This window comes from Corynebacterium tuingiense, from assembly GCF_046718165.1.
Taxonomy (GTDB): domain Bacteria; phylum Actinomycetota; class Actinomycetes; order Mycobacteriales; family Mycobacteriaceae; genus Corynebacterium.
Genome location: NZ_CP177101.1, coordinates 82,710 through 95,364, shown reverse-complemented (window position 1 = coordinate 95,364; position 12,655 = coordinate 82,710). Strand labels below are relative to the sequence as shown.

At 62.8% G+C, this 12,655-nt stretch carries 10 protein-coding genes; 5 read left to right on the top strand and 5 right to left on the bottom strand.

Features of this window, described 5'->3' with window-relative positions; all coding sequences use genetic code 11:
• Positions 1-31 precede the first annotated feature (31 nt).
• Positions 32-2,272: a choline BCCT transporter BetT gene (gene betT / locus ACLI1T_RS00470; protein WP_411702745.1), complete on the top strand. Its 2,241-nt coding sequence runs from the start codon at positions 32-34 to the stop codon at positions 2,270-2,272.
• 58 nt (positions 2,273-2,330) lie between these two features.
• Positions 2,331-3,908 carry an aldehyde dehydrogenase family protein gene (locus ACLI1T_RS00465; protein ID WP_411702744.1) on the top strand — a complete coding sequence of 526 codons (1,578 nt, stop codon included), beginning with the start codon at positions 2,331-2,333 and terminating at the stop codon, positions 3,906-3,908.
• A 68-nt stretch (positions 3,909-3,976) separates the two neighbouring features.
• Here ACLI1T_RS00465 and ACLI1T_RS00460 read toward each other — a convergent pair whose 3' ends face one another.
• From ACLI1T_RS00460 to ACLI1T_RS00450, 3 genes are read right to left on the bottom strand one after another with little or no spacing between them, the layout of a single operon-like run.
• Entirely contained in the window at positions 3,977-4,696 is a 720-nt protein-coding gene (locus ACLI1T_RS00460) for an SDR family oxidoreductase (protein WP_411702743.1), read from the bottom strand.
• A gap of 36 nt (positions 4,697-4,732) precedes the next feature.
• Positions 4,733-5,272, bottom strand: a complete 540-nt coding sequence (locus tag ACLI1T_RS00455) for an NADPH-dependent FMN reductase (protein WP_411702742.1) — start codon at positions 5,270-5,272, stop codon at positions 4,733-4,735.
• A 38-nt stretch (positions 5,273-5,310) separates the two neighbouring features.
• Positions 5,311-6,000, bottom strand: a complete 690-nt coding sequence (locus tag ACLI1T_RS00450; protein ID WP_411702741.1) for an alpha-ketoglutarate-dependent dioxygenase AlkB family protein — start codon at positions 5,998-6,000, stop codon at positions 5,311-5,313.
• A 45-nt stretch (positions 6,001-6,045) separates the two neighbouring features.
• Between ACLI1T_RS00450 and ACLI1T_RS00445 the strand changes: the two genes are divergently transcribed.
• Both ACLI1T_RS00445 and hrpB read left to right on the top strand, forming a co-directional pair.
• A complete protein-coding gene (locus ACLI1T_RS00445) occupies positions 6,046-6,711 on the top strand; it encodes a sugar O-acetyltransferase (RefSeq protein WP_239269670.1) in 666 nt (221 codons plus the stop codon).
• Complete coding sequence (gene hrpB / locus ACLI1T_RS00440) at positions 6,712-8,982, top strand: ATP-dependent helicase HrpB (protein ID WP_411702740.1); 2,271 nt, start codon at positions 6,712-6,714, stop codon at positions 8,980-8,982. It begins immediately after the preceding gene.
• Position 8,983: 1 nt separating this feature from the next.
• Here hrpB and ACLI1T_RS00435 read toward each other — a convergent pair whose 3' ends face one another.
• Entirely contained in the window at positions 8,984-9,754 is a 771-nt protein-coding gene (locus ACLI1T_RS00435) for a TSUP family transporter (RefSeq protein ID WP_411702739.1), read from the bottom strand.
• 58 nt (positions 9,755-9,812) lie between these two features.
• Here ACLI1T_RS00435 and ACLI1T_RS00430 point away from each other — a divergent pair, with 58 nt between their 5' ends.
• Positions 9,813-10,919, top strand: coding sequence for an AbrB family transcriptional regulator (locus tag ACLI1T_RS00430; RefSeq protein WP_411702738.1), 1,107 nt, complete (start codon positions 9,813-9,815; stop codon positions 10,917-10,919).
• A gap of 22 nt (positions 10,920-10,941) precedes the next feature.
• On the opposite strand, the gene ACLI1T_RS00425 is transcribed toward ACLI1T_RS00430, so the two are convergent.
• The gene (locus tag ACLI1T_RS00425) at positions 10,942-12,612 is read right to left on the bottom strand and encodes a DUF885 domain-containing protein (RefSeq protein WP_411702737.1); all 1,671 of its coding nucleotides are present in this window, start codon (positions 12,610-12,612) and stop codon (positions 10,942-10,944) included.
• Positions 12,613-12,655 lie beyond the last annotated feature (43 nt).

The window sequence follows — 12,655 nt, the reverse complement described above, 5'->3', positions numbered from 1 at the left end:
GCACTTAATCGATCAAGACTAGGAGAAGTAGATGGCAAACCGTGGTCCGCACGACCATGAAGAGTCCCACACAGGGGATTCCGACACCTCTCTCGCTCACTCCACTGGGGAGACTCACCCAACTGGGGACAAGGGCCATAAACCGCGCAACCAAGTCCGCGCCATCGTCGGCAGCTACAAGGCCGAAACCGGCGACGATGTCGGCGCAGACGAGGTGGCCGCGCCCAAGCCCAATTGGCCGGTCTTTATCATTTCCGGTGTCCTGATTATCGCCATGGCCCTGTATGCGGGCTTTGGCAAAGAATCCGCGGCGAATACCCTCGCCAGCGTCACCGGATGGATCGGCACAAACCTGGGATGGTTCTACGTCCTGACCGCCACCATCGCCGTGGTCTTTGTCCTCTACATCGCCTTTTCCAATACCGGCAGCATCCGCATGGGCCCGGACCACTCCCGGCCCAAATTCAATACCTTTTCATGGGTATCCATGCTCTTTGCCGCCGGCATCGGCGTGGACCTCATGTTCTTCGCCGTGGCCGAGCCGGTCACGATGTACATGGATCCGCCGGTGGGCGATGGTGAAACCATGGAGGCCGCCAAAGAGGCCGTGGTCTACGCCATGTTCCACTACGGGCTTACCGGCTGGGCGCTCTATGCGCTGATGGGCATGGCCTTTGGTTACTTCGCCTACCGTCTGAATATGCCGTTGGCTATTCGCTCGGCGCTGTACCCGCTCATCGGCAAGCGCGTGCACGGACCCATTGGGGCGGCCGTGGACATTGCCGCCATGCTGGGCACCGTTTTCGGCGTTACCGCATCCCTGGGCATCGGCGTGGTGCAGCTGTCCTACGGCTTCCACCTCATCTTCGGCATCGAGCAAGGACTGGGGCTGCAATCAGGGCTCATCATTATCGCGGTCGCCATTGCGACGTTGTCTGCCGTATCCGGTGTGGATAAAGGCATTCGCTTCCTCTCTGAGCTCAATGTCTACCTGGCCATCGCGCTGATGATCTACGTCGTGGTCTTTGGCAAGACCGCCTACCTCTTCGACGCCATCGTCACCAATATCGGTGATTACGTCTCCAAGTTCCCCTCCTGGACGCTAGAGACCTTCGCCTTTGCTGAGGACCAAGCCAGCGTGGATACCTGGATGCAGTCTTGGACCCTCTTCTTCTGGGCCTGGTGGATTGCCTGGGCAACCTTCGTCGGCCTATTCCTGGCCCGCATTTCCCGCGGCCGCACGCTGCGCCAGTTCATCCTGGGCACGCTGACCTTCCCCTTCCTGTTCATCCTGATGTGGATGTCCTTCTTTGGCAATACCGCCCTGGACATGGTGCGCTCTGGTGACTATCCGGAATTTGCGGAAAACGCCATCAACGTTCCTGAGCAGGGTTTCTATGACATGCTCCAGGAATTCCCTGGCTCCGCCATCGTCATCTTCCTGACCACCTTCATCGGCCTGCTGCTGTATATCACCTCGGCCGACTCCGGTGCGCTGGTCATGTCGAACTTCACTTCCCGCATCACGGATAACCGGCAAGATGGCGCCCGGTGGCTGCGCATTTTCTGGTCCATCACCGTCGGCGCGCTCACCTTGGCGTTGCTACAGCTCGATGGCATTGCCACCGTGCAGTCTGCAACCGTGGTCATGGGCCTACCCTTCGCGTTCGTGGTCTACCTCATCATGTTCTCGCTCTGGAAGTCGCTGCGCCTGGAAATCCTCCAGCGTGAGGCCCGGAAAACCGCGTTGCACGGCGCCATCAGCAGCCGCACCGAGCGCGAGCCGAGCGATTCCAACCTGTGGAAGAACCGCCTGGACCGCGCCAATTCCTTCCCCACCAAACAGGACATGGATGACTACCTGCGGGGAACCGCCACCTACGCCCTCGAGCAGGTGGCCACGCAAATGCGCACCCGCGGCTATGACGCCATCTTGCTCACCAGTGAGCTTCCCGATGCCGAGCTGCCCCAGCTCGATCTCGAAGTCCGGCTGCACAACGAGCGCCAATTCCGCTACCAGCTCTTCCCGGTTTCCGCGGAGCGCCCGGACTTCTGCGAGGGCGACGGCGAGTACTACCGCCTTGAGGTCTATGACATGACCGGTTCGCTGGGCTATGACGTCTACGGCTACTCCGAAAACCAGATCATCAATAACGTGCTGGACCTGTACGAGCGCCACCTGGCATTCCTCTACATGCAGCAAAGTCAGCCGGGCGATTCCGATGTCTCCGATGGCGCCGAGCCGGAACGCACCTGGCGCGAAGATAGTTAAACTGGCGGGCGATACCGCCGCAAGATACCGCCGCAATTAGAGAAAGGTTGCTTGCACTTTGAGCACCCAGAACACTTTGTTCGATCCCACGACCACCGAACTGCTCCAGGGCGTGCACTCCGGTGATGCCCCGAAGTCGCTCTTCATCAACGGCCAGTGGGAGGCCGCCCAGGATGGCGAGACCCGCACCATTATCTGCCCTGCCGATGGCTCCACCGTCGGCGTCGTCTCCGAGGCATTCGAGGCAGATACCCTGCGCGCCATCCAGGTTGCACGTGAAACATTCGATAAGGGCGAGTGGGCCGCAACGCCGTCCGCCGAGCGCGGCAAGATCGTCATCCGCCTGGCGGATTTCATCCGGGAACACAAGGAGCTTTTCGCTCAAGCCGAATCCGCGGATACCGGCAAGCGCTACGAGGAATCCCTGGGCGATATGGACGATATTGCCAATGCTTTCGAGTACTTTGGCACCTTGGCCCAGCACCAAGCCGGCCGCGTGGTCGACCCGCAAGATCCCAACCTGCGCTCGCGCATCGACGCCGAGCCGGTGGGTGTCTGCGGCCTGATTACCCCATGGAACTACCCGCTGCTGCAGGTGTCCTGGAAGGTGGGCCCAGCCCTTGCTGCCGGCAATACCTTCGTGCTCAAGCAGGCGGAGCTGACCCCGCACACCGCCATGCTGCTCATGGCTGCGCTGAAGGAATGCGGCCTGCCAGATGGCGTGGGCAACCTCATCACCGGCGCCGGCGCTAACTGCGGCAATCCGCTCTCCCAGCACCCCGACGTGGACATGGTCTCCTTCACCGGCGGCCTCGTTACCGGCAAGCTGATTGCAAAGAACGCGGCAGAGACCGTCAAGCGCACCGCGCTGGAGCTTGGCGGCAAGAACCCGAACGTTATCTTCGCCGATGCCAACTTCGACGTCGCCGTGGATAACGCGCTTAATGGCGCCTTCTTCCACTCCGGCCAGGTCTGCTCCGCCGGCTCGCGCATCGTGGTGGAAGAGTCCCTGCACGATAAGTTCGTTGCCGCACTGGTCGAGCGCGCCGAGAAGATCAAGATCGGTGGCCCCACCGATGACAAGGCCGAGACCGGCCCGCTCATTTCGGCCGATCACCGCGAGAAGGTAGCAGCCTACGTGGACAAGGCCCGCGAACAAGGCGCCAAGATCCTCACCGGCGGCCGCGCCGCCACCAGCGAGGACACCAACGGCCAGCACGGCACCGGCACCACGGATCTGGGCCAGGGCGTGTACTACCTGCCCACGATTATCGATGGCGCTACCCGCGAGATGGACTGCGTCCACGACGAGGCCTTCGGCCCGACCGTGACCATCGAGACCTTCACCACTGAGGAGGAGGCCATCGAGATCGCAAACGATACCGAGTATGGCCTGGCCGGCGCGGTGTACACCTCCGATGCCGGCCGCGCCGAGCGCGTTGCCCGCGCCCTGCGCCACGGCACCATTTGGATCAATGATTTCCACCCGTACCTGCCGCAGGCGGAATGGGGCGGCTACAAGCAGTCCGGCAATGGACGCGAGCTAGGCCCGACCGGCCTTGCCGAATACCAGGAGCACAAGCACGTGTACCAGAACCTGGCCCCTGCCGCATGGGATCAGTTTGGCCTGCAATAAGGCGCAAGCAAGACCATAAGGCCTAAGGCCCCGCCCCGCCGCTGCTCTTTGCAGAGGCCCGCGGGGCCTTAGCTTTGCGTGCGCGGCTTGATGGTCATTGTATCCACGTTGACGTGAGCAGGTTGGGCAGCAACCCAGCGGATGGCCTCGGCGATGTCCTCTGCCACGAGGTTGAGCTGGCCGTCATACACCTTGGCCGCGCGCTTTTCATCGCCCTTGAAGCGCACCAAGGAAAAGTCCGTGGCCACGCGGCCAGGATCAATCTCGGTAACGCGCACATCGTGATTTTCTAGCCGCAGCGCGCGAGAGATCACGCGCACGCCGTGCTTAGCAGTGTTATAGCCGGAACCGCCTTCGTAGACGGTCCAGCCGGCAATGGAACCGACATTAATAATTAGCCCGGAAAGATCCGGCACCCGCTCGAGCTTGGGCATAAGCGCCTGGATCATGCGCACGGTGCCGAGCACGTTGGTCTCGTACATCCACTGCCAGTCCTCGATGGAGGTATCGACAAGCGGCTCCAAGCCCTTGGCACCGCCGGCGTTATTGACCAAGAGGTCTACGCGGTCGAGGTGGGAGACGAACTTGGAGACGGAGACATCGGAGGTAACGTCCAGCTCATAGGCCTCGCCACCGATTTCATTGGCAAGCTGCTGCAGGCGGTCTGTGCGGCGCGCTCCCACCACGACGCGCCAGCCGTCCTTGGCCAAAGAGCGCGCGGTGGCCTCCCCAATGCCAGAGGAGGCGCCGGTTACTACTGCTACTTTCTTTTCAGTCATGCACCCCATGCTACGCAGCGCGCGGCACGGTGCGGGGCTTTTTGCTTAGAGTGCGCCCTCGAGCTCAGAAAGCAGGGAGTTTGCACGCTCGTAGGAGTCATCGCTGGGGCGGAATTCGCCATCGTTCCAATCGGTGAAGATATTAAAGTCCAGCTGGTTGCGCAGCTGTGGCATGGAGAAGTTAGCCACGACATTGCGCCATGCCTCGACCGCGCGCACGCCGCCGACGGAGCCATAGCCCACGAAGGCCACCGGCTTGCCGGCCCATTCCGCGCCGAGCGAGTCGTATGCATTCTTGAACGGACCAGGCACGGAGTGGTTGTACTCCGGGGTCACGAAGACAAAGCCATCGCAGGCATCGACGGCCTTGGACCACTCCTGCACGTTGGCGTCATCGTACTGCTTATTCGCCGCACCCGGAACAACCTCGCTGGTAAGGATGGGGACATTGAACTTCTTGAGCTCCAACAGCTGGTACTCCACGCCGTTCTCGCGGCCTTGGGCGAGGTCATTGACCCACTCGCCTACTGCCTGGCCTGCCGCCTTATCGCGGGTAGAGCCGATGATGATGCCAATTCGGGACATAAGAAAACCTCTTTTCTTCAACCTTTATGTAACCCGCCCTAGCCTACCGCGCTCGCCGAAACTTGTCTGATGGTGATATTGATTCTTCCTTCCTGCAGCCCGCAACCCTCCGGCAGCGTGCCATCATTTACCCGCACCACCCCGTGGTAGGCAAAGCGCTTTGGGCCGCCAAAGACCACCAAATCACCCGAGCACAAGGTCACATCGACCCAGGGCTTGGTGCGGTTTTCGGTATGGCCTATGCGGAAGAGGGCCTCATCCCCAATCGAAAGCGAAATCACGGGCGCAGGCGATTCCTCCGAGTCATCCACGTGCATCCCCATCGCCGAGCCGGGCGGATAATAATTCACCAACGCCATCTCCGGCACGAAGTTATCCACCCATGGTTCAAGCTCCGGGGCAACCTGGGCCGCCTGCCGCAGCGCCGCCGGGGCCAATTCCCGCAGGCTATCCGGCACCGGCGGCACCCGCGTGCCTTCCATATTGTCCACGTACCGGTAGCTGGGATAATGCCAATACCGGCCAAGATGCAGCTGAAATACGCTCATCTGCCCACCCGATTTCAGCCGCGGCTGCACCATCGCCATCGGCGTATGCGCATACGCGCGAGCAATCTCCCGCGTCTCTTCTACCAAGGCCTTTTGCTTGCCGATGCCCACCCATCCCGGCACGTGCCCCACGCCCCGCGCGACGTACGCATTCGGCCGCGGCAGTGAATCAAAAAGCATTCCTCCACCCTAGCCGCTAATCGGTTAGGCCACGCTCCTTCTACAATGGCCACCATGGATGAACAGAAGCTGCACGACCTGCAACGCTACGGCACTTGGGAGCGAATGACCGGTGGGCAGTGGCACCTGCCGGGCATGGGGGACATCGATAAGGAGCACCAGCGCACCTTTGGGCTGATTGGGCAGTTTAACGATCTGCACAACACCGATAAGGAGCAGGCGCAGGCAATCTTGCGGGAGATCCTGCCGGAGGAATCACACGTGCCGGGGGCGCACGCGCCGCTGAATATGGAATATGGCTGCAATATCGTCTGTGGGGAAGGCGTCTTCATCAACTTTGGCAGCAGCATTTTGGCCCAGGCCAAGGTCACATTCGGTGACCGCGTGCTGATTGGACCCAATTGCTCGTTCATTACGGTGGGCCACCCCGTTAACGATCACGCGATGCGCGAGGGCGGGTGGGAAATCGCCCACCCCATCACCGTGGGGCGCAATACCTGGTTTGGGGCCAATGCCACCGTCATGCCGGGGGTTACCATTGGTGAAAACTGCGTTATTGGCGCCGGCACGCTGGTGACCAAGGATATTCCGGATAATTCGCTGGTCCTGGGCACGCCCGGCCGCGTGGTACGCACGCTGGACGGCGATGAGGATTCGTGGGAGCGCAAGGATTTGGACGGCCCCGTGGAAGGTTTTGGGGCCGCCAACTAAATGTTCGATCTTGCCAGCATCGGCGCGGGTCTGCCCGTAGCCGAGACCATCGATTCGCTGCCTCGCACCGGAAACGTCGTCATTCAGGCACCGCCCGGCACGGGTAAAACCACGCTCGTGCCACCAGCACTAGCCAATCACGCTGCAGGGCGCGGCAAGGTCATCGTCACCGCCCCGCGCCGCGTGGCCGTGCGCGCGGCCGCCCAGCGCTTGAGCACCCTCAGCGGCACCCCGGATAAGGTCGGTTTCGCCATCCGCGGCGAATCCCGCACGGGAAGCGAGGTCGAATTCGTCACCCCGGGCGTGCTGCTGCGCCGCCTGTTAAAGGATCCGGAGCTCGAGGGCGTGGCTGCCGTGGCCATCGATGAGGTCCACGAGCGCCAGCTGGATACGGATTTGGTGCTCGGCATGTGCCTAGAACTGGCCGAGCTGCGCGAGGACTTCCGCGTCATCGCCATGTCCGCCACGGTAGACGCACAGCGCTTTTCCCAGCTCATGGGCGCGCCCGTCCACACCACCGAGGCGGTGACCTATCCCCTGGATATCCAGTGCGCGCCGCAGCCGGGGCGCGCGGCGGGATCGCGGGAGTTTTACGGGGGCATCGCCAAGCAAGCGGCCCGCCAACACGAATCCACGCTGGTCTTCGTGCCCGGCGTGCGCGAGGTCAACCTGGTGTGCGAGGAGCTGCAGGGCCATAATGTTTTCCCGCTGCACGGCAAGCAGACCACCGCGGAGCAGGATGCCGCGCTTTATACCGATGAGCAGCGCATTGTGGTGGCGACATCCATCGCAGAGTCTTCGCTGACGGTGCCTGGCGTGCGCGTGGTGGTAGATGCGGGGCTGGCCCGCGTTCCCCGGCGCGATGCGCAGCGCGGTATGTCCGGTTTGGTAACGGTCTCCACGTCGAAGTCGAGCGCGGACCAGCGCGCGGGCCGTGCCGGGCGTGAGGCGCCAGGTACGGTCATTCGTTGCTATTCCCAGGACGATTACCAACACTTTTCCCCGCACACCACTCCGGAGATCCTGTCCGCGGATCTCACGCAGGCTGCGCTGTTTTTGGATTGTTGGGGCGCGGGCCCGGATTTCCCGCTGCTCGATCCGCCGCCCGCCCAGGCCCTTGCGGCCGCGCGCGCCACCCTCGAGCGCATTGGCGCGACGCAGGAGCTCGCCCTCCTGCCCACCGATCCCCGCCTCGGCGCGGCCCTTATCCGGCACGGCAGCCAGGCGGCGCCCACCATCGCCGCGCTTGCCGATGCCCCCACCAATACCACCGATCTCACCCGCCGCCCCGCACCGCAGAAGGAAGTCAAGCGCCTGTCCCGCCTGGTGGAGGATCTCGGCCCCGCAGACCCCGGCGAGGTCGTCGCCACCGCTTATCCCGAGCAGGTGGCCAAGCGCGTGGGCGAAGACTACCTGCTGGCCAGCGGCACCCGCGCCCGGCTGCTGGATAACTCCGGGCTGGCAGGCTCGCCGTGGCTCGCCATCGCGGAGGTCACCCTCTCCAATGCCGGAAACCCCATCATCCGCACCGCCGCGCGCATCGCAGAGTCCGCCGCGCTGGATGCCATCGGCGTGACCGAAGAAACCCGCGCCTTCCTGCATGGAGGCCGCGTGCGCGGGGTCAAGGTCCGGGCGGCCGGAGCGATTGTGCTCTCCGAGACCCCAGTTAAGATCACCGGCGATGCCGCCGCGCAGGCACTAGCCGCCGGCATCCGCGAAGAAGGCCTTGGCCTATTTACGTTCAGCGAAAAGGCCCAGAGCTTAAAAGATAGGCTCCGCCACCTGCGCGCGCACTACGGTGATCCGTGGCCAGATGTCGATGCCGCCGATCCCGCCGAGTGGCTCGGGCCCGAGCTGCACCAGATTGCCGCGGGAACCCCCACCGCCAAGATAGACATGTACCCCGCCCTGCAGCGCCTGCTCCCCTGGCCGGAAGCCACGCGCCTGGATGAGCTCGCACCTCAGCGCCTGCCCGTGCCCTCCGGCCGCGATGCCAAAATCGACTGGTCGGGCGAGCGCCCCGTGGTCCACATCAAGCTGCAAGAATGCTTCGGCCTGGCCGAATCCCCAGAGTACTGCGGCAACCGCGTGCAATTTCACTTGCTCTCCCCCGCCGGCCGCCCGCTGGCGGTCACCGATGACCTCGCGAGCTTCTGGTCCGGCCCCTACGCCGGGGTGCGCGCCGATATGCGCGGGCGCTACCCCAAGCACCCGTGGCCCGAGGATCCGTGGAATGCCATCGCCACCGCCCGGACCAAGAACCGGATGTAGCTTAGCCCCACTGCTGCCAGGATAAATAGCAGCTCATGACCACGACCAAGGTAAGCAGGGCGTAGCGGATAAACTTCGTCCCGCCGCTGAGCACCGTCCGCGCACCTACCTGGGCGCCAAGGATATTGGCGGCGGCCAACGCGATGCCAAGCGTCCACCACACGTGGCCGCCAAGGATAAAGGTCACCAGCGCGCCAAGGTTCGTGGCGGTATTGACCACCTTGGCCATCGCCGCGGATTTCAAGAAGTTCTGGGAGAAAATAAAGGTAAAGGCCATAATCAGGAACATGCCGGTACCCGGGCCAAAGATGCCGTCATAAAAGGAGATGGCCGCTACCACCGCAATCCCCGCCCAGGCGCGCCATCCGCCGCGGATACCGGGTGACTCGGTGGTGCCGAAGCTCGGTTTAAAGGTCACGAAGACGCCCACCACCACTAACAGCACGATGATCAGCGGGCGCATGATGTCGCTATTTAGATTCGCCGCCACACTCGCGCCCAGCCCGGCGCACACGAGGGCGATGAGGGCGTAACGAACGAGCTCCCCTGCGGGTGGGCGCACCCGGCGCGCCAAGGTTACCGCCGCCGATGCCGTGCCCGATACCGCCGCAAGCTTGTTGGTGGCCAGCGCCGTTGCCGGTGCAAGCCCCGGCACGACGGCAAGCAATAGCGGAATAAGCACGAGGCCTCCCCCGCCAATGACCGCGTCGATCCAGCCTGCCCCCGCCGCTCCCATAAGGAGCACCGCCCACTGCGCCACGTCGATATCCATGAGGAGATCATAAACCCCGCGGCGGGGAGGTCTAGACTCGATCGAGGACGAGCAGAAGATGGGAGAATACGTGGCTAAACGGCACTGGGGAATAAGCGTAGACACCCACACCATCCTGCGGTGGGGCATCGTCGTCCCCGTCTCCATCCTCTTGGGCTGGCTTTTTAGCATGTGGCACGTGCCGGCCGCGTGGATTTTGGCCGCGATCATCGCCTCTGGAGCCATGGCCCTTATCACCGGCGAAGACCTCAAGGTCAACCGCAAATTTTATGGTCTATCGCGCGGATTCATCGGCATCATGGCCGCGCTGCCGCTAACGGTGGTCTCCTTTGGCCAATTGGTGGGATACCTGCCGGCGGCCATAACCATGTCCTTTGTCACCATCGCGCTGGGCATCTTCTGCGGCGTCATGCTGCACCGCCAGCAGCCACGGGACGTCTCCTCCGAAACCGGCATCCTGTCCATGCTTCCCGGGGGTGCCTCGCTCATGCCCGCGCTTGCCGATGAACTCGGTGCCGACTACCGCTACGTCGCGCTCACCCAATACCTGCGGTTATTGATCGTTTCCGTATCCCTTCCCGCCGTCGTGACCTTCCTCGATACGCCTGCAGGAAGGGGCGGTGACTTAAGGCTGGAGGCGGAAACCACCTGGTGGATCATCGCACTAGTGCTCGTTATCGCGCTGGTCGGCGAAAGCCTTGGCAAATTCCTGCACCTGCCCGCCGCTGCGGTCCTCGGCCCGCTGATCTTGACGGTGCTGGCCTCGTTCTTCCTGCCGGAGGGCCATACGTTAGAGCCGATCTATGCCTTTAAGGTCATCGCCTTTTTATCCATCGGTTGGGTCTGCGGCGGCGGGCTGTCTCTCCCATCGCTCAAAGCCTTTGCCAAGCAGCTTCCCGCGACGATTCTTTCCATCGCCGCGGTCCTCGGCCTCTGTGCGGCAACGGCGTGGCCGCTGATGCACTGGCTCAATATCAGCTACTTCGAGGCCTACCTAGCTACTAGCCCCGGCGCGCTAGAGACCGTGCTCGCGCTCTCCGCGGAAGGCGGAGCTGGCCCGGTGGTTATCGCGGTGCAGCTTACCCGCCTCATCGCGGTGCTAGTCATTGCGGGGTACCTGCCGCAGCTCATTAGGGCCGTCGGCAAGTTTGCTAAAAGGCGCTAGCGTGCGCGGCTAGCCGGCGCGCTTAGTTATTGAGCACGGCTTCGCGCAGCACCGACATGGGCACCGAGCCAAGAGCCAGCGCCTCGGAGTGGAATTCGCGGGCGCTCATGCCCTGCTCCTCGGCGGCGGCGCGGGTTTCTTGCCACAGGCGCTGGCCCAAGGCATAGGACGGGGCCTGGCCCGGCCAACCCAGGTAGCGGTTGACCTCAAAGTTGAGGTTCGCATCATCCATGGCGGTGTTTTCGCGCATGTAGGTCTTCACGTGGGCCTTATCCCACGCGCCGGATACGGTGCAGTCCGGTAGCTTCTTGCCCAGGTGCAATCCGATGTCCACCACGACGCGGGCCGCGCGCAGGCGCTGGGCATCGAGCAGCCCCATCCGCACTCCAGGATCGTCCATGTAACCCAGCTCCGCCATCAGCTGCTCGGCGTATAGGGCCCAGCCCTCGCCGTGGCCGGAGTTCCAGGTCACCGCGCGGCGCCACAGGTTCAGATCCTCTTGTACCAGGGCAGAACCCAGCTGCAGGTGGTGGCCCGGTACGCCCTCATGGTGCACGGTGGTCAGCTCCTGCCAGGTGTGGAAGGTGTCTTGGCCCTCCGGCACGGACCACCACATGCGGCCCGGGCGCGAAAAGTCATCGCTCGGCGGGGTGTAGAAGATGCCACCGGTGCCCGCCGGGTCGATGCAGCACTCGATCTCTTCGACTTCTTCCGGAATGTCGAATTCCTTGCCGTTGAGCTCGGCGATGACCGCATCGGCCTTGCTCTGCATCCACTCCACCAAGGCATCGGTACCGCGCAGGGTATAGCGTTCCTCGTGGTTCAGCTTGCGCATGGCAGAGCGCACCGAGCACTCCGAGCCATAAAGCTCGTGCGCGATCTTCTCCTGTTCGCCGCGCAGGTAACGCACCTGGTCAAGGCCCCATTCATAGGCCTCGTCCAAGTCCACGGAATCGCCGACGAAAAGCTTGGAAAAGCGCTCGTAGCGCTCGCGGCCCACCGCGTCCTTATTAGAGGACTGCGGCTGCAGATCATTAGACAGCCAATCCGAGAACTCGCCAAAGGCCTCCTTGGCCTTCTTTACCTCGGCGGAGTCGGGGTCGAGGCCGAGGCCCTCGAGCATGGAATCGGCATCGGCAAGCCGCTCGCACTGCACAATGACCTCAGAGATCTGGCGGTGCGGTGCCACCATGCCGTGGGAGGCCGCTTCCTTCAGGGACTCGCGGTAGCCATCGAGGGAACCCTTGACCTTGGACAGGCGGGAGCGAATGGCCTCGCGGTCCTCCTGGGTCTCCTGCGGCATAAGCAGCAGGGAATCCCGGATGGTCTGCACGGGCGAGGCAATATTATTTAGGCTGCGAATATCCTCGCCGTGGTGGTGCAAATCCAGATCTAAGCAGAGACGATCCCGCAAGACGGCGGCGGTGACATAATCCACATCATCGAAGTCATCCTCATCATCGGATTCATCGGTGGTGTCATCCAAGGCATCTAGATCCGCAACCATATCGCGGGTGCGATCAGCGACCGCCTCAAAATAGTCAGGGGAAAAATCCTGCAATTCGCCTTCAAAACCGTCAATTCCCCACGCGGTTGCATCAGTTGGGGATAGCTCGGCTAGGTCGTGAACGAAGTTATCGCACGAAGCGTCCAGTAGAGAGGGCTGGCGCTTAGCGGTCTGCTCAGAACTCATAAGAGGGAAGTCTAACCCTTTATCTTGTTGATAAGCCACCCAG